Origin of the sequence: Haemophilus parahaemolyticus, from assembly GCF_018373095.1 — a bacterium.
GTDB classification, from domain to species: domain Bacteria; phylum Pseudomonadota; class Gammaproteobacteria; order Enterobacterales; family Pasteurellaceae; genus Haemophilus_A; species Haemophilus_A parahaemolyticus_A.
Window position 1 is genome coordinate 1 of sequence record NZ_JAHAHT010000032.1, and the last position, 16,858, is coordinate 16,858.

Here is a 16,858-nt window from a genome sequence, read left to right on the forward strand (position 1 = left end):
TGAATTTACCAGCCATTGAAGAGTATATTGGGCATACGATTCCCGTCAGCCAATATGATGTAAATGCTTTATTACCTTTACCCAAGATAAATCGCTCTCACTTTCACAAAAATTATTCACTTTCAAAACACTAATATGAAAAAATTACTGATTTTAGTTTATTCTTCATTTTTTTAACCTCTGTACCACAGAAACAGAAAAAATGTGGACTGATTTCACTGAAAGATTTCAACATAACTCCGATCGTAAACCTGTGAAAGTTGCTAATGGCTATACATAGTTCTCAAATCTACAAGCTAATAAAAATTGCCAATAATAACGGCGCAGCAAGGTTTACGATAAAACCAAAGCTGATTGCAAGCGGTACGACTTGCATTCCGCCCGATTTTTGAATAATCGGCAAAGTACAATCTAATGAGGTTGCACCGCCTAATCCTACTGCTGTGGATGGGAAATTCCGCATAAAAAATGGAATCATAAAGAGACATAAAATTTCACGGGAAAGATCGTTGAAAAAGGCGATACTTCCATAAAAAGCTCCCCAAGCATCGTGTATCAAAACACTTGAGAGCGAATACCAACCAAAAGCAGAAGCGTAAGCAAGCCCTTTCATTACAGAGAAATCAAGCCACCAAGCCGCAATCACACCACCAATCAAACTACTCACCATAAAGATAATTGAGGCTTGGATGCCTCGTTTATTCAAAAAAACTTCTCGCAATGGAATGCCACTATTTCTGAGTTGAATGCCCACGCCTAAAATCATTACTACCAGCACAACAGAACTTGCGTGCGAAGGAAATACAAAGAAATCTTTGGTGAAAAAGCCAAATAGCCCCCCGAGAATAGTCACCCCAATCAATTTTAACGACATCATTAATTGTGCTAACCGAGAAGGCATTTTATCTTGTGCAACAACTTCGCGAGCCATTGGCTGCCATTTATCATAAATCACAAGGCTTAAGATGTTGCAGGTATGAATAGAAAGGCTAAATACCAATGCTGCTGAGCCAATTTGCGGGAGTTTTTCGACAATATTATCCAACTGCCCAAGCGAAACACCGATGACGAGCAAAATCAAATAGAGGCAAAGACTCACAATGCGATTGACCCAATGCAAAATCATTGGATGAGAAATGCGAGAAAAATAACCTAAAAAGAGAGGGATGAGCACAATCGACAAGCCGTATAACATTATTTTATGCCTTGGACAATGAATTATTGTGGAAATTTTACCAGTATTTAGCTAAAATAAAACTGGTTTTATATCCATTTGTAAGCGGTGTATTTTGAAGGAAATTTTACAAATGACGGCAGAGCAAAAAACGAGAAAAATTATCCATATTGATATGGATTGCTTCTATGCCGCCGTTGAAATACGGGAAAATCCTCTGTTAAAAGGTAAGCCCGTTGCGGTGGGTGGCAAAGCAAATCAGCGAGGTGTGCTCACCACTTGTAATTACGAAGCGAGAAAATTTGGCTTGCATAGTGCGATGGCAACGGCAACAGCATTGAAGCTCTGTCCAAATTTGATTTTGCTGCCTGTTAATATGCCATTGTATAAATCGGTTTCTGCTCAAATTCATCAGATTTTTCAACGTTACACCCAGATTATAGAACCGCTTTCATTGGATGAAGCCTATTTAGATGTAACCGATTGTGAACAACATTCTGGCTCTGCAACTTGGATTGCGGAAAATATCCGCCAAGCAATTTGGAATGAATTGCACCTTACAGCTTCAGCCGGTGTCGCTCCGCTTAAATTTTTGGCAAAAATTGCTTCCGATCAGAATAAACCAAACGGTCAATTTGTGATTCCGCCCGAAGAGGTGCAAAATTTTGTTAAAAATCTACCGCTTAAAAAAATCCCTGGTGTGGGTAAAGTCACACAAGAGAAGCTCGCACAAATGGGCTTGCTCACTTGCCAAGATGTTCAACAAAGCTCGCAAACGGTGATTTATCAAGAGTTTGGTAAATTTGGACAACGCCTGTGGGATTTCTGCCACGGCATTGATATTCGTAAAGTGGAAGTTGATCGCCCGCGTAAATCCCTTGCAGTTGAAAATACGCTTTTGCAAGATATCAACACACTCGCACAGGCAGAACTGATTATCGATGAACTTTATCACAAGCTGCTTTTCCGAATTCAACGTAACTGGGCCGACACGCCTTTACACGAATTTAAGAAACTAGGGATTAAGCTGAAATTTGATGATTTTAATCAAACAACAATTGAACGTACCACTGATGGGCTTGAATTTGAACGATTTAAAGAATTACTACATCAAGTTTGGACACGCAGAAATGAGCGTAATATTCGTTTAATTGGCTTAAATGTACATTTTCCAAGCAGAAAAATTACAAATCAGTTAAATTTATGGGAATAAATGTTGTCTGATAGCTTGAATTCTCAGACATTTCCCTCATTATAGGGAGAGTTTTCTTACCTTTATTTGGAGTTTAATCAATGGCAAAACGTGTCATTCTCTTTTTATTAACCAACCTTGCGATTACCTTCGTATTAGGGATTGTGTTAAACATTATTTTTAAAGTAACGGGTATTCAAAGTCAAAGTACCGCGGGTATCTTAGTATTATCGCTTGTGTTTGGTTTTTCAGGTTCTTTAATCTCCCTGTTCTTATCAAAAACAATGGCATTACGTTCAGTAGGGGCGGAAATAATTCAACAACCTCGTAACCAAGCAGAACAATGGCTGTTCAACACCGTTCAACGCCAATCTAAACAAGCGGGCATCCCAATGCCAGATATTGCGATTTACCACTCTGCTGACGTAAATGCATTTGCAACGGGGGCAACTAAAAATAACTCGCTTGTCGCAGTAAGTACAGGCTTGTTGGACAATATGACCGAAGATGAAGCAGAAGCAGTTGTTGCTCACGAAATTGCCCACATTACGAACGGTGATATGGTAACAATGACTTTATTACAAGGTGTGTTAAATACCTTTGTGATTTTCCTTTCTCGTATGATTTCAACTGCAGTGGCAAGCACTAAAGATGAAAATGGCAACTCAAGCACAAACACGATGGTGTTCTGGATTGCAGATATTGTTTTACAAATGGTATTTGGTGTGATTGCAACCATGATTGCAATGTGGTTCTCTCGTTACCGTGAATACCGTGCGGATGCGGGCTCCGCTAAATTAGTGGGTAAAGAAAAAATGATTATGGCATTACAACGTTTACAACGTGTTCATGAACCTCAAGAAATGGAAGGTTCATTAGCAGCATTTATGATTAACGGTGTGCGTTCAAAAGAATTGTTTATGAGTCACCCACCACTTGAAAAACGTATTGAAGCGTTGAGAAATTTATAGTTTTAAAGGTCTAGCGAATATGCTAGACCTTTCTGCATTCTCTAGGCTAAAATAGCCCACTTTTTTATTTCTAATTGATTATGCAAAGAACCCAACACTCAAAATCACCCCAAAATTCTAATAAAGCGATAGGAGAAGTCCGTGTCATTGCGGGATTATGGAGAGGGCGAAAATTACCTGTGCTGAATGCAGAAGGGTTACGCCCGACCACTGATCGTGTTAAAGAAACGTTGTTTAATTGGTTGATGATGGATATTGCCAATGCTCGCTGTTTAGATTGCTTTGCGGGCAGTGGTTCGTTAGGCATTGAAGCCCTTTCTCGTCAAGCTCAAGCGGTCGTATTCTTAGAGAAATTTGCCAATACCGCTCAGCAATTAAAGAAAAATTTAACTAGCTTAAAAACGGATAAAGGTACAGTGATTAACACCGATACACTTGCCTATTTATCTCAGAACAACAGTAGCGAGCCCTTTGATATTATTTTTATCGACCCACCATTTCATCACAATTTTGTTCCGCAAGTATTAACTTTGCTCCAGCAAAATAATTGGCTGGCAGAAAATGCATTAATTTATGTGGAGACCGAGAAAAATCACTTACCTTTACATTTAGCAGAAAATTGGCAAATCATTAAAGAGAAATCAGCGGGAATGGTAACCAGCCGTTTAATTCAAATAACATCTATTTAAAAGAGAACACTATGAAAAAATTAACTCCAGATGAGGCAATTGATATTGCATACGATATTTTCCTTGAGATGGCGGGCGAGAATTTAGATCCTGCCGATATTTTATTATTTAATCTGCAATTTGAAGATCGTGGTGCGGTTGAAATGGTCGAAACCGCTGATAATTGGGATGAAGAAATCGGCACACTAATTGATCCCGATGCCTTTGCGGAAGTTTGGGTCGGTCTAATTAATGACCAAGATGAAATGGACGATGTATTCGCTAAATTCTTGATTTCTCATGAAGAAGAAAACCGTCAGTATCATGTAGTTTGGAAAGAGTGATTTTTTCTATTTCAAGATATCCCTAAAACAAGGTAATCCGACTAAATTAGTCGGATTTTTATTGCCCGAAAAATGCGAAGTGATAGAATAACGGCAACTTTATTCTTACTTATCTTCTCATTCAAAAAGGAAATCTTATGGAAAACTTAATCTGCTACAAACAAATGCCTATTTGGAATATCAATACACTCCCACAAATGTTCCAAGAACAGCACAACACTAAAGTCGGCACTTGGGCAAAATTAACCATTTTGAGCGGTTCATTAAAATATTTTGAATTAACTGAAGACGGTGAAGTTTTAAGCGAAACCGTGTTTGATAGCGAACATCAGCCGCCTTTTGTTGCACCTCAAGTTTGGCACAAAGTCCAAGCTCTTTCTGATGATTTAACTTGCCAGCTCGCCTTCTACTGCACGCCTGAAGATTTTTATGCGAAAAAATATAACCTTACCACCACGCACTCTGAAGTATTAAACGCAGTTAATTATGTGAAAGGCGGAAAAGCATTGGATTTAGGCTGCGGACGCGGTCGTAACTCACTCTATTTAAACTTGCTTGGTTTTGATGTTACCGCGGTCGATCACAACGAAGAGAGCATCGATTTCTTAAACCGTATTATTGAAAAAGAAGAACTCTCAAATATTTCAACAGGCGTTTATGACATCAATGACGCAACGATTGGCTCTCAAGCAAGCGAATTTGATCTGATTGTTTCAACGGTAGTAATGATGTTCCTTAATCGTGATCGCATTCCAGCTATTATTGAAAATATGCAGAAAAACACCAAAGTGGGCGGGTATAACTTAATCGTGTGTGCAATGAGCACCGAAGATTACCCTTGCCCAATGCCGTTCTCATTTACCTTCAAAGAAGGCGAGTTAGCGAACTATTACCAAGATTGGGAATTAGTGAAATATAACGAAGATTTGGGGCATTTACATAAAACTGACAGCGAAGGTAACCGCATTCAGCTTCGTTTTGCAACAATGTTAGCGAAAAAACTAAAATAGCGGTAAGATCGGGATTATTTTCAAACGTTCGAATTTGATGAAAAATCACTCAATAAAAAACATTACGGAAATTTTGGAGAACTCCAGCTTAGTTAAGATTGTCCAACGTGCAAATCAATTGAATGAGCTTAACGAGAAAATTCAATCGCTTTTGCCCGCTCAATTCCGTAAGTTTTATCGCATTGTTAATTTGGTAGAAAATCACTTGATTATTGAAGTGCCGAACGCGACCATTTTGCAAGGTTTTCAGATGCAACAAATGCAACTGCTTTCAATGATCCAAAAAGTTTATCCGCAGATTGATGAATGTGTGTTTAAAATCAATCCCGATTTCAAATCGAGTTAATTAAGGAGATTGCTAGGATGAAAAAAATCGCATTAGTTTTAACCGCAGGCTTATTAGGGGCGTGTTCAATGCTTCCAAATAAAAATGTTGCAGGTACCTATCAAGGCGAACTACCTTGTTCCGACTGCGACAAAATCCAAGCTGAATTGGTGCTAAACGCAGATAATACCTATCAATACAACACAGTTTATTTCAAAAATGGCAAACAACATCCCTTTGTTGATAAAGGTAAATTTGCTTGGGATAAACAAAAATCTGGCGTAATTCGTTTAGAACAAAACTCAGGCAATTTATTGTTAAAAGTAACAGACAGTTATGCTGAGCTGTTAGATGCGGATGGGAATTCTGTTGCGAATACGCAATTAAACTATAAATTAATGAAGAAATAGAAATGAAAAAGGACACGTAAAAGATTTTTATTGTGCCCTTTTTTCGGCATAATAGGCAAAAATGTTGATCTTGATTATTTCTAGTAATCTTTACCAACTCTTTTTATTTAAAAAATCCTTTATAAGCATATATCTTATGTTTTTTTGATAATTCATTATGATTATTTAAATGACGCTTTAGATTTTTAAATAATCTTTCTATCCTATTTGTCGTATTTTCAATATTTATTTTACGAATATTCCTCAAAGGTAAATAAATACTTCATATACCACTTCAAACTTGAATAAACCACTCTTACATATTGTTTTAAGCAGCCTTATCCACCTTCAAGCTCGCAAAATACGCTTTTGTTTCACCAATAATCACGTTACGCAATGCAATCAATGCGATTAAGTTTGGAAATGCCATTAAGCCATTTACGATGTCAGCAATTGTCCAGATAGTTTGCAATTCCAAGAATGGTGCAGAAGCAATTAACACCACAAATAACAAGCGGTAGAATTTAATCCCTTTGGTGCGACCTTTCGTTAAGTAAACAAAACAACGCTCGCCGTAATAACACCAACCTAAAATAGTCGTGAATGCGAAGAACACTAAACCGATAGTCACAATAAATGAACCAACGTTGCTCTCTAACCCTTGATTAAAGGCAAGATTGGTCAGCTCTGCACCTTGTACACCTTGTGTCCAAGCCCCTGTAATCACAATCACAAGTCCTGTCATCGTACAGACAAGAATCGTGTCCAAGAACGTACCTGTCATTGAAATTAAGCCTTGACGCACAGGTTCTTTAGTTTGAGCCGCAGCCGCTGCAATGGGTGCAGAACCTAAACCCGACTCATTCGAGAAAATACCACGAGCAACACCCAATTGGATGGCTTGCATTACGGTAAAGCCAAATGCTCCACCTAACGCGGCTTCTGGATTAAATGCCGCATAAACAATCAATTTAATCGCTTCTGGAATTTTCTCTGCATTAAGCACTAACACGCTTGCAGCGGCAATCACATAAGCAATCGCCATAAATGGCACCACGACGCTTGCGATTTTTGAGATACGTTTCACGCCGCCAAAAACAATAGCAATAACAATTAACGTAAGCACAACGGCGGTAAGTACAACAGGAATATCAAAAGTAGATTGTAATGCATGGGTAATTCCGTTCACTTGCGGGAATGTTCCGATGCCAAGCAAAGCCACTAAAACACCAAAGAAGGCGAATGCTTTAGCAAGCCATTTCCACTTTTTGCCCATTCCCATTTCGATGTAATACATCGGGCCACCAGCAACGAAACCAGAGCGATCACGTCCGCGGAATTTGATCGCGAGCAAGCCTTCAGCATATTTGGTTGCCATACCGAATAATGCAATCAGCCACATCCAAAAGAGTGCACCAGGCCCGCCCGAATGAATTGCTGTTGCTACACCCACAATGTTACCCGTACCAATAGTTGCCGCTAAGGCGGTAGACAGTGCAGCAAATGCGGAAATATCGCCTGTTTGCCCCTGCCCTCGCTCGGGCTTAAACATATAGACGAACGCACGGAAAAGTTGCGTGATTTGAATACCCTTAAGGCTAAGCGTGAAATAAACACCTACACCAGAGAGCAAAATCAATAACGGTGCTCCCCAGATAAAACTGCTAATTTGGTTAAGAATAGTGTCAATTGACATTTGATGTTCCTCGTAAATTTTACTTACAAGGAAAGAAAAGCGAAAGCAAGCGGTCGTTTTTTGCAAAAAAATGGCAAAATGCTACCGCTTGTTTATGGAATAACTTTTCTCCCCTGTCCTTTTGCCTGAGCGTTTCACACTTAACGGGCGTTAAGCATTTTCGCCTTCGGCGTCCATTTTCTGCATTGCAGATTGGATCTCTCCAAGGGTTCGTCCAGTAACAGTCCTCGCACAATGTGCACCTGAAAGATTTTACCTCGTCGGTGAAATGTTAATTCATTTCTCTCCAGCTACCTTCATCCGAACAGTTCTTTATAAAAAAGAATGCCAGAATTCTAGCAATTCAATTTTTTCAGTCAAGAAGTATCTTAGTAATCTTTTATATTTTTCTCTGAGTTGGTTGGTATATAGGATTATCATCATTTCCGCAAAATGAGTATTTTATTTTCTAGCTACTGTCGTTTATAAAATGGATAGCGTAAAATGCGAGGAATTTTTATTTTATATTAAGGAATTATTATGGAACAACAAACTCAAAGGACAAGACATTCTCTACTCTTTCCAGTTCTTTTTTTCATTATTATTAACTTAATTTTACTTTCACTTTCCCGACTTGCCCTTGGTTTATGGCAAGCAGAAAGGGTAAATGCGGTAGATGGCTGGTCGCAACTAATGTTGCAAGGCTTTCGAATTGATGTGTCAGCCCTTTGCTGGCTATTTGGTTTACCTGCTTTATTTAGCGTACTATTGCTCAGTAACAATGTAATTGGCAAAATTTGGCAAACAATTTTACGCATTTGGCTTACTGTAGGTTCCGTATTCATTCTGTTTATGGAAGTAGCAACGCCTAACTTTATCGAAACCTTTGACTTGCGTCCGAACCGCTTGTTTATTGAATATCTGACTTATCCAAAAGAAGTGTTTACGATGCTTATTCACGGACATTTAACCACGGTGATTATTAGCCTTGTGGTGATGGCATTGGCAATTTTTGCTTATTGGAAATTGGCAGGTTGGGCGGTGAAAAAGGTTTCTGCCTGTAGTTTACAAATGAGTTGGAAAATTCGACCGCTTGTTGCCGTGCTTGTGGCAACATTGGTATTTGTCGGTGGGCGTTCAAGTTTTGCTCACCGTGGGATTAACCCAGCAATGGTTGCATTTTCAAGCGATCCGCTCGTAAACTCTCTTGTATTAAACTCTGGCTACTCTGTGCTTTATGCGGTGCAACAGCTGAAAGATGAAGAAAAATCAGCGGAGCAATATGGCAAAATGTCGGATGAAGAGATGTTCGAACGTGTGAAAAAATTGCGTGGTCGTCCAGATTCAGATTACATTTCAAGCGAAATTCCGACACTGACTTACAACCAAGCAAGTTACACGGGTAAACCGAAAAATATCGTAATTTTGCTTCAAGAGAGCCTTGGTGCACAATTTGTCGGCACGCTTGGCGGTAAACCATTAACTCCAAACTTAGATAAATTAGCCGAAGAGGGATGGTTGTTTGAAAACTTATATGCAACGGGTACGCGTTCTGTGCGTGGTATTGAAGCAACAACCACCGGTTTCTTGCCAACCCCAGCTCGTGCGGTCGTGAAACTCACGAAAAGTCAAAATAACTTCTTTAGCATTGCAGAATTGTTGCGTCGTCAAGGTTACGATACCTCGTTCATTTATGGAGGCGAAAAACATTTCGACAACATGGCAAGCTTTTTTTACGGCAATGGTTTCACTCGTATCATTGATGAAAATGATTACGCTAATCCCAAATTTAAAGCGACTTGGGGCGTAAGCGATGAAGACTTATTCGACAAAGCAAACGAAACTTTTACCCAGTTACACAATGAAGGCAAACCGTTCTTTAGCCTCGTGTTTAGCTCAAGTAACCACGATCCGTTTGAGTTCCCAGATGGCAAAATTGAGCTATATGAACAACCAAAACAGACACGTAATAATGCCGCAAAATATGCTGATTATGCAATTGGGCATTTCTTCGAGTTAGCGAAAAAATCGAATTATTGGAATGACACCATCTTCTTAATTATTGCCGACCACGACTCACGTGCAACAGGCGATGATTTAGTGCCGATTCGTCATTTCCATATTCCTGCGTTATTGCTAGGTAGTCATATTGAACCAAGACGCGATAACCGCTTAGTCAGCCAGTTAGATATGCCTGCAACCTTGCTTTCGGTGGCGGGAATTAGCAGTGAAAACCCAATGATGGGCTATGACTTAACCCAAAACGTTGAGCCAAATCGTGCAATTATGCAATATGATTCGACACAGGCAGTATTAAAAGAGAATAATGATGTGATTGTGATGCGTCCAAATACGCCAATTGAGAGCTTTAAATATGATAAAGTGAATGAAAAATTACTCCCAAAAGGAGTGGATGATGAAGCGAAAAAAGATGCATTAGCTCAAGCCTTGCTGCCAAGCTATTTGTATAAACATCAGTTATATCGTTTACCAAAAGAAGAGAAAAAAGAGGCAGGTAAATAGAAAAAAGGTGGGGGTGTTACCAGCACCCCTCGGCACACAGAAATTTCAACCCAGGCTGCTTTCTTCCGAACCTGACCAAGTAAGCTGAACACCGTTGCGAGGAACCAATAACACCCCCATTGGATTATGCTCTTGCGAACATAAGAGCTTGTTATTATAGTGATTAAAAAAATAAAGGCAAGCGTGGAGCCATAAAAATATCTATTCAAGCCTCTTTTTTAAACAAACTTAGCAAAAACAATACCCCTGCACACACCACAACGGATGGTCCTGCAGGGGTGTCTTTAATCCCTGAAAGGAACAGTCCGAGAGAGACCGCAATGATGCTAAAAACAGTGGCATAAATAACCATTGCTTCTGGTGTGCGAGCGAAACGTCTTGCCGTTGCCGAGGGAATAATTAAAAGTGAAGTAATAATTAACGCCCCAACAAATTTCATACTCAAGGCAATTGTTAATGCGGTAAGAAGCATCAGTAATAATCGCACACGAGCAACATTCAATCCTTCAACTTGCGCCAATTCTGGGCTAATCGTAATAGAAAGTAGTTTAGACCAGAAGAAGGCTAAAATTCCACCAATCACAATGACACCAATGCCGATAAAAATAACATCGTTAAAGTTGATCGCCAAAAGATCACCAAAGAGGTAAGACATTAAATCTACGCGGACATTATCAAGCAAACTAATCGTAATTACCCCAAGCGAAAGGCTGCAATGGGCGATAATGCCGAGAACGGTATCAACTGAGTAGTTGGTTTTGTGCTCAAGCCAGACTAAAGCCATTGCGAGAATAACTGTCATCACGATCACGGCAATATAAGGATCAACTTCAAGAAAGATGCCTAGTGCCACGCCAAGCAGTGCTGAGTGAGAAAGCGTATCACCAAAATACGCCATTTTCCGCCAAACAACAAAAGCACCAAGCGGTGCGGTAATCAGTGAGAGTAATAAGCCTGCAAGCCAGGCAGGAAGTAAAATATCAAGCATAATGTTACAGGCGGTCGAATTTGCAAATATTTCTGCAAATCCCACCGCTTTCCTCTATTTATATTGGACTATCTATATCGTTTTTGTGGGCTTTGAATATCTTGTACCTTCAGCCACGCCATTTTTTCTTTGATCTGTTTTTCCATTCCACGCTCAGTCGGGAAGTAGAATGCGGTATCTTTCAATTCAGGTGGGAAATAATTTTCACCTGCGGCATAAGCGTTCAGTTCATTGTGAGCATAACGATATTCATCACCATAACCCAGTGATTTCATCAACTGTGTTGGTGCGTTACGTAAATGCTCTGGCACATCATAATCTTTCGCCTCTTTTGCCAAACGTTTTGCCTCATTGAACGCCGTATAAACTGCATTGCTTTTTGGGGCAACAGCCAAATAAATGACCGCTTGTGCAATAGCTCGCTCGCCTTCATAAGCTCCTACTCTGGTATAGCAATCCCAAGCGTTAATCGCAATTTGCATCGCACGTGGATCGGCATTCCCAATATCTTCAGAGGCAATGGCTAATAATCGGCGTGCGACATAAAGTGGGTCACCGCCTGCAGTTAAAATGCGGGCATACCAATATAATGCACCATCAGGCGAAGAGCCTCGAATAGATTTATGCAAGGCTGAAATCAGATCGTAATAGCGATCACCACCTTTATCAAAACGGGCTTGTCGTTCACCTAGAATTTCTGTTAACAAGGATTTATTGAGTAACTTGCCTTTTGCGGTCGTTTCCGCCATATCCGACATTAACTCTAAGCAATTTAATGCATAACGAGCATCACCATTCACATAATCGGCAAGTAAATCAAGTACTTCATCTTCAAACACAAAAGTCTCGCTACCCAAGCCCCGCTCTTTATCGGTCAAAGCTTGCTCTAATACGCTTAAAATATCTTGCTTTTGAAGTGGTTTGAGAATGTAAATTCGCGCCCGAGAAAGCAATGCATTATTTAATTCAAAGGATGGATTTTCGGTTGTTGCACCAATAAAAATAATCGTGCCATCTTCAATATGGGGCAAAAACGCATCTTGTTGGCTTTTATTAAAACGATGTACTTCGTCCACAAACAGCACCGTTCTTCTACCTGTTTGCTGATTTAATTTTGCTTTATCAATGGCTTCCCGGATCTCTTTAATGCCAGATGTTACTGCTGAAAGACGCTCTACTTCTGCATTCAGATGATACGCAATAATCTCTGCTAATGTGGTTTTACCCGTGCCAGGGGGTCCCCAGAAGATCATTGAATGTGCCCGTTGCATTGAAATCGCTTTTTGCAAAGGCTTACCTTCAGCAATTAAGTGCATTTGTCCGCGATATTCTGCCAGTGTACGAGGTCGCATTCGGGCAGAAAGCGGTCGAAAATCTTCAGCAAAATCAAAAGAGAAAGTGCTCATTTTTTCCCTCCTCTAACGTAAACGTAATTGACGGCGAACTTGTCGCATGAGCAAGAAGACCCAAGGCCAGAGAATACCGCTAATTACTGCTCCGATAATTTCTTGACTATTGAAAGTAGCAGAATGCAACAGCACGCCAATTAAATAGATAAAAATGCGAATGGCAGTAATATAAACAATTACAATCACGCCTTGTAACCAAAGAGAGAGATTTCGCAAAATAAGATGGTGTTTTGCAACAAAATAGATCGCTATAGAAAGCACAAGTGCGTGAACACCAAGCACTGAACCTAAAATCAAATCCCAAATGATGCCAGCTACAAAAGCCGTGCCCACACTGACTTTATCAGGCAATGCTAATGCCCAATAAATCAATACAAGAATAAGCCAAGAAGGGCGAAAACCTTGTAAACCAACAGGCCAAGGCATAATTTCTAAAATCAGGGCGACCACAAAAATAAACGCCAACACAATTATTTGGAAAAGTGGATGCTGTCGCATTATTCTGCTCCCTGTTCAGTATGGTGTTCTTGATCTTGCACGGGTTCTGGTTGGGCTGCAGGGTTATCCGAAGCTTCATCTGTTTGATCAAGAACCTCTGGTTTCTCTTCTGCTTTATCCTCAACCTGCTCTTTCTTATTTGTTAAATTACGCAAGCGATCAATTGGGCTAACGCTACGGCGGCGCTCTTCAACTACTTCTCGCACTTCTTGAGGTGAGAGAGCTTGGGCTTTTCGCATTTCATCGTTAATTGGCCACAGTAAAAGCAAATAACGCAAGCGATCTAAAGAGGCAAGTGGTTTGGCAATAATGCGGGCGAATTGGCTTTTAGTATCATTGGTAACGCTTTCCACAATAGCTACAGGATAGCCTTCAGGAAAGCGGCTACCTAAGCCCGAAGTAACAAGTACATCGCCTTTCACAATATCAGTCGAACGAGGCAGATTATCGATAACAAGCTCGTCATTATGCCCCGTGCCATTTGCAATGCCTCGCACATCGTTACGTAATACCTGCACAGGTACGGCGTGCGTGATGTCGGTAATTAGCAACACTCGACTTATATTTTCACCTACCGAGATCACCTGTCCTACAACACCACGCTCATCAATCACAGCCTGCCCAACATAAGCACCTGTTTTTTGCCCTTGATTGATAACTACTTGCTGGCGATAAGCATCCATTTCTGAGGTTAAAACTTCAGTGATTTTCTTATATTCATCTTGACGCAATGGTGAACCTAACAGCAAACGCAGACGCTGGTTTTCAACCTTTAGCTGATCGAGTAACAACAAATCGGCATTTTTCTCGCGAAGTTGCTCTTTTAACACTCGGTTCTCAAGCTGCAATTTGTTAGTATCAATAAAATTATCACTGATGCCATCTAATACAGAGCGAGGTGTATTGGCAAAATAATACAAGCCACTGACTGCGGTTTCGAGCATATTACGGATTTGAATCATCGCACTGCTTCGACCATCTAATGTAATCAGCGTGATTGAAATACAAATTGCAAAGAAGAGGCGAACCCCTAAAGAGGGGGCTTTCGCAAAAATTGGCTTCATAGAGTTGCTAATAAAATGAAAAGAGTTGGGGTTAAATAGAAAATGGACATAAGCTGATGTCCATTTCTATTTTTGAATAATTAGCCGATATTACTCATCATGGCTGAAAACATCGCCACCGTGCATATCGATCATATCTAACGCTTTACCGCCACCACGAGCCACACAAGTTAAAGGCTCTTCAGCTGTAACCACCATTACGCCCGTGCTATCTGATAACAAGCGGTCTAAATTTTTTAATAAAGCACCACCGCCAGTTAATACCATACCACGTTCGAAAATGTCAGCTGCTAATTCTGGAGGGCATTGTTCTAACACCGCTTTTACTGCATCCACAATACCTGTTAATGGCTGTTCGATTGCTTCTAACACGTGTTTTGAATTTAAAGTGAACGTACGAGGAGCTCCTTCTGCAAGGTTATGACCGTGTACTTCCATCTCTACAATATCATCATCATTTTCAATTTTCGCTGTTGCGATCTCTTTTTTAATACGTTCTGCGGTAGCTTCACCAATCGCTGAACCGAAATGACGGCGCACATAAGCAACAATCGCTTCATCTAATTTATCACCACCGATGCGCACAGAGCTTGAATACACAATACCATTTAATGAAAGCACAGCCACTTCGGTTGTACCACCACCAATATCAATAACCATAGAACCTGTTGCTTCATGGACTGGCAATCCAGCACCAATAGCTGCAGCCATTGGCTCTTCAATTAAGTAAACTTCGCGAGCACCTGCACCAATTGCAGACTCTTTAATTGCACGGCGTTCAACCTGAGTTGCACCTGCTGGCACACACACTAACACACGAGGGCTTGGACGCATAAAGTTATTGCTATGCACCTGTTTAATAAAATGCTGCAACATTTTTTCTGTTACAAAAAAATCAGCAATAACTCCATCTTTCATCGGACGAATCGCCATAATACTTTTTGGCGTACGACCAAGCATCAATTTTGCATCTGAACCAACAGCAGCAATACTTTTTAACGATCCCATTCTATCCTGACGCACTGCCACTACAGAAGGCTCATCAAGCACAATACCCTGCCCTTTTACATAAACTAACGTATTTGCTGTACCAAGATCGATTGATAAATCGTTAGAAAATAATCCAAGAAATTTTTTAAACATAAGAAGAAATCCGTTATTTTTAGCTATTTACACACAGTCTATCACCTGATAAAAAGTGAGGCTCAGCGACTTAAAAATTGCCGTATAATATAACAAAAAATAGGCTTTTGTTTCAATGAATAATTTGAATTCCTATAGATTAGATATGCATAAAAATAGCGATCAATAATTATTGATCGCTAGAAATATACTCTAGATGACATGTATTCGCTGGCTATACGCCATTAACTCAGCATTATCGGTTAAAAATCCAACCCCATTGCAACATTAAATCGGTCATTTCTGGGAGGATAAGTTCAAGTGATAAGAATCCAACTACAGAAAGGACTACAGTGTATGGCAATGCCATCCACACCATTTTACCGTATGAAAGACGGATAAGAGGTGCAAATGCTGAGGTTAAGAGGAACAAGAATGCAGCTTGACCATTTGGGGTTGCCACTGATGGTAAGTTTGTTCCTGTATTAATAGCTACTGCAATCATATCGAATTGTTCACGACCAATGATGCCAGAGGTTAATGCGTGTTTTGCTTCGTTGATATAGACTGTACCCACGAACACGTTGTCTGAAATCATTGAAAGTAAACCATTGAAAATATAGAACAACGAGAGTTGTGAATGTGATTCAGCGGCTAATACAAAGTGGATGATTGGTTCGAAGAGTTTAAGATCGATAATCACAGCAACTACAGAGAAGAACACGATTAACAAGGCACAAAATGGCATTGATTCCTGGAAAGAACGACCGAGTGAGTGTTCGTCTGTGACACCACAAAATGCAGTGGTCAAAATAATTACGGTTAAACCAATAATACCCACATCTGCAAGGTGGAGAGCTAAACCACAAATGAGCCATACGCCCGCAACTGCTTGAATTGCCATTTTAAAGCGGTCTTGTTTTGTCATTCGTTTTTCTTTGGTTTGATTATAGCGAGCAAGGATAACCCAAACACGAAGAGGTAGTTTTGCCCCATAGCCAAAGAGCTTAAAGCGTTCAACAACCAAGCAAGTAATAATTCCTGCAATCAGTGCTGGGATACTAACAGGGACTACTCGAAGTAAGAACTCCACAAATGACCATTCTGCTTGCCCTGCAATAATTAAGTTTTGTGGTTCTCCTACCATTGTCATTACGCCGCCTAATGCAGAGCCAACGCCTGCGTGCATCAATAAGCTACGTAAGAATGAGCGGAATTCTTCTAAAATATATTTGTGATTAGTGATCTTGTCATCATTGCTTACATCCAGTTGTTCTTCAATTGAGGTATTACCTGAAGCAACTTGGTGATAGACAGAATAGAAACCTGTACCCACGCTCATAATTACTGCAATAACAGTTAAGGCATCAAGGAAAGCAGAAAGGAATGCAGCACTAAGACAGAATGTTAATGCGAGAATCTTTTTAGATCGAATAGAGAGAAGGAGCTTTGTGAAGACATAAAGCAAAAGTTGTTTCATAAAGTAGATACCAGCCACCATAAACA

Annotated in this window: 16 protein-coding genes, 1 other RNA gene, 1 pseudogene and 1 riboswitch; of the genes and pseudogenes, 9 read left to right on the top strand and 9 right to left on the bottom strand. The window is 40.1% G+C overall.

The genetic code is table 11. The features are described 5' to 3' along the window. A pseudogene (locus tag KH943_RS04915) lies at positions 1–134 on the top strand (RNA helicase); the annotation flags it as partial. Positions 135–289: 155 nt separating this feature from the next. Here KH943_RS04915 and KH943_RS04920 read toward each other — a convergent pair. Continuing rightward, the gene (locus KH943_RS04920) at positions 290–1,195 is read right to left on the bottom strand and encodes a lysine exporter LysO family protein (protein ID WP_304108392.1); all 906 of its coding nucleotides are present in this window, start codon (positions 1,193–1,195) and stop codon (positions 290–292) included. A 112-nt stretch (positions 1,196–1,307) separates the two neighbouring features. Between KH943_RS04920 and dinB the strand changes: the two genes are divergently transcribed. From dinB to KH943_RS04955, 7 genes are all read left to right on the top strand, one after another. Continuing rightward, a complete protein-coding gene (gene dinB, locus KH943_RS04925) occupies positions 1,308–2,387 on the top strand; it encodes a DNA polymerase IV (RefSeq protein WP_304108395.1) in 1,080 nt (359 codons plus the stop codon). Positions 2,388–2,467: 80 nt separating this feature from the next. Then, positions 2,468–3,337, top strand: a complete 870-nt coding sequence (gene htpX, locus KH943_RS04930) for a protease HtpX (protein ID WP_304108398.1) — start codon at positions 2,468–2,470, stop codon at positions 3,335–3,337. An 80-nt stretch (positions 3,338–3,417) separates the two neighbouring features. Continuing rightward, positions 3,418–4,026, top strand: coding sequence for a 16S rRNA (guanine(966)-N(2))-methyltransferase RsmD (rsmD, locus tag KH943_RS04935; RefSeq protein WP_304108399.1), 609 nt, complete (start codon positions 3,418–3,420; stop codon positions 4,024–4,026). Between the two features lie 11 nt (positions 4,027–4,037). Next, positions 4,038–4,349, top strand: a complete 312-nt coding sequence (locus KH943_RS04940; RefSeq protein ID WP_304108401.1) for an HI1450 family dsDNA-mimic protein — start codon at positions 4,038–4,040, stop codon at positions 4,347–4,349. A gap of 137 nt (positions 4,350–4,486) precedes the next feature. Then, complete coding sequence (gene tehB / locus KH943_RS04945; RefSeq protein ID WP_304108404.1) at positions 4,487–5,359, top strand: SAM-dependent methyltransferase TehB; 873 nt, start codon at positions 4,487–4,489, stop codon at positions 5,357–5,359. 37 nt (positions 5,360–5,396) lie between these two features. Then, entirely contained in the window at positions 5,397–5,705 is a 309-nt protein-coding gene (locus tag KH943_RS04950; RefSeq protein WP_304108407.1) for a DciA family protein, read from the top strand. 17 nt (positions 5,706–5,722) lie between these two features. After that, positions 5,723–6,094 carry a copper resistance protein NlpE gene (locus KH943_RS04955; protein ID WP_304108409.1) on the top strand — a complete coding sequence of 124 codons (372 nt, stop codon included), beginning with the start codon at positions 5,723–5,725 and terminating at the stop codon, positions 6,092–6,094. Positions 6,095–6,401: 307 nt separating this feature from the next. Here the strand turns inward: KH943_RS04955 and KH943_RS04965 are convergent, their stop codons facing one another. After that, positions 6,402–7,769 carry an alanine/glycine:cation symporter family protein gene (locus KH943_RS04965; RefSeq protein ID WP_304108412.1) on the bottom strand — a complete coding sequence of 456 codons (1,368 nt, stop codon included), beginning with the start codon at positions 7,767–7,769 and terminating at the stop codon, positions 6,402–6,404. Between the two features lie 103 nt (positions 7,770–7,872). Further along, positions 7,873–7,985: riboswitch (glycine riboswitch) on the bottom strand. 303 nt (positions 7,986–8,288) lie between these two features. Between KH943_RS04965 and KH943_RS04970 the strand changes: the two genes are divergently transcribed. Beyond that, positions 8,289–10,271 carry an LTA synthase family protein gene (locus KH943_RS04970; protein WP_304108415.1) on the top strand — a complete coding sequence of 661 codons (1,983 nt, stop codon included), beginning with the start codon at positions 8,289–8,291 and terminating at the stop codon, positions 10,269–10,271. A gap of 13 nt (positions 10,272–10,284) precedes the next feature. Here KH943_RS04970 and ffs read toward each other — a convergent pair. From ffs to nhaB, 7 genes are all read right to left on the bottom strand, one after another. Next, positions 10,285–10,382: signal recognition particle sRNA small type (ffs, locus tag KH943_RS04975), an RNA gene on the bottom strand. Positions 10,383–10,476: 94 nt separating this feature from the next. Then, positions 10,477–11,259: a zinc ABC transporter permease subunit ZnuB gene (gene znuB / locus KH943_RS04980; RefSeq protein WP_304108432.1), complete on the bottom strand. Its 783-nt coding sequence runs from the start codon at positions 11,257–11,259 to the stop codon at positions 10,477–10,479. A 68-nt stretch (positions 11,260–11,327) separates the two neighbouring features. After that, a complete protein-coding gene (locus KH943_RS04985) occupies positions 11,328–12,665 on the bottom strand; it encodes a replication-associated recombination protein A (RefSeq protein WP_304108418.1) in 1,338 nt (445 codons plus the stop codon). A 12-nt stretch (positions 12,666–12,677) separates the two neighbouring features. Further along, positions 12,678–13,166 (bottom strand): rod shape-determining protein MreD, encoded by a 489-nt coding sequence (gene mreD, locus KH943_RS04990; protein ID WP_304108420.1) that lies wholly within the window; start codon positions 13,164–13,166, stop codon positions 12,678–12,680. Beyond that, on the bottom strand, positions 13,166–14,230 hold the full coding sequence (gene mreC, locus KH943_RS04995; RefSeq protein ID WP_304108422.1) for a rod shape-determining protein MreC: 1,065 nt from the start codon (positions 14,228–14,230) through the stop codon (positions 13,166–13,168). Before mreC ends, mreD begins: the two co-directional genes overlap by 1 nt. 90 nt (positions 14,231–14,320) lie before the next feature. After that, entirely contained in the window at positions 14,321–15,373 is a 1,053-nt protein-coding gene (locus tag KH943_RS05000; RefSeq protein WP_304108425.1) for a rod shape-determining protein, read from the bottom strand. A gap of 235 nt (positions 15,374–15,608) precedes the next feature. Further along, a partial coding sequence (gene nhaB / locus KH943_RS05005) for a sodium/proton antiporter NhaB (protein ID WP_304108429.1) occupies positions 15,609–16,858 on the bottom strand: 1,250 nt, incomplete at its 5' end.

Bases quoted from the DNA above. Each gene is read 5' to 3' on its own strand.
- mreC (WP_304108422.1), bottom strand. From the start codon at position 14,230: ATGAAGCCAATTTTTGCGAAAGCCCCCTCTTTAGGGGTTCGCCTCTTC.
- KH943_RS04950 (WP_304108407.1), top strand. From the start codon at position 5,397: ATGAAAAATCACTCAATAAAAAACATTACGGAAATTTTGGAGAACTCC.
- rsmD (WP_304108399.1), top strand. From the start codon at position 3,418: ATGCAAAGAACCCAACACTCAAAATCACCCCAAAATTCTAATAAAGCG.
- tehB (WP_304108404.1), top strand. From the start codon at position 4,487: ATGGAAAACTTAATCTGCTACAAACAAATGCCTATTTGGAATATCAAT.
- htpX (WP_304108398.1), top strand. From the start codon at position 2,468: ATGGCAAAACGTGTCATTCTCTTTTTATTAACCAACCTTGCGATTACC.
- mreD (WP_304108420.1), bottom strand. From the start codon at position 13,166: ATGCGACAGCATCCACTTTTCCAAATAATTGTGTTGGCGTTTATTTTT.
- KH943_RS04970 (WP_304108415.1), top strand. From the start codon at position 8,289: ATGGAACAACAAACTCAAAGGACAAGACATTCTCTACTCTTTCCAGTT.
- znuB (WP_304108432.1), bottom strand. From the start codon at position 11,259: ATGCTTGATATTTTACTTCCTGCCTGGCTTGCAGGCTTATTACTCTCA.
- KH943_RS04955 (WP_304108409.1), top strand. From the start codon at position 5,723: ATGAAAAAAATCGCATTAGTTTTAACCGCAGGCTTATTAGGGGCGTGT.
- KH943_RS04965 (WP_304108412.1), bottom strand. From the start codon at position 7,769: ATGTCAATTGACACTATTCTTAACCAAATTAGCAGTTTTATCTGGGGA.
- KH943_RS04985 (WP_304108418.1), bottom strand. From the start codon at position 12,665: ATGAGCACTTTCTCTTTTGATTTTGCTGAAGATTTTCGACCGCTTTCT.
- dinB (WP_304108395.1), top strand. From the start codon at position 1,308: ATGACGGCAGAGCAAAAAACGAGAAAAATTATCCATATTGATATGGAT.
- KH943_RS04920 (WP_304108392.1), bottom strand. From the start codon at position 1,195: ATGTTATACGGCTTGTCGATTGTGCTCATCCCTCTCTTTTTAGGTTAT.
- KH943_RS04940 (WP_304108401.1), top strand. From the start codon at position 4,038: ATGAAAAAATTAACTCCAGATGAGGCAATTGATATTGCATACGATATT.
- KH943_RS05000 (WP_304108425.1), bottom strand. From the start codon at position 15,373: ATGTTTAAAAAATTTCTTGGATTATTTTCTAACGATTTATCAATCGAT.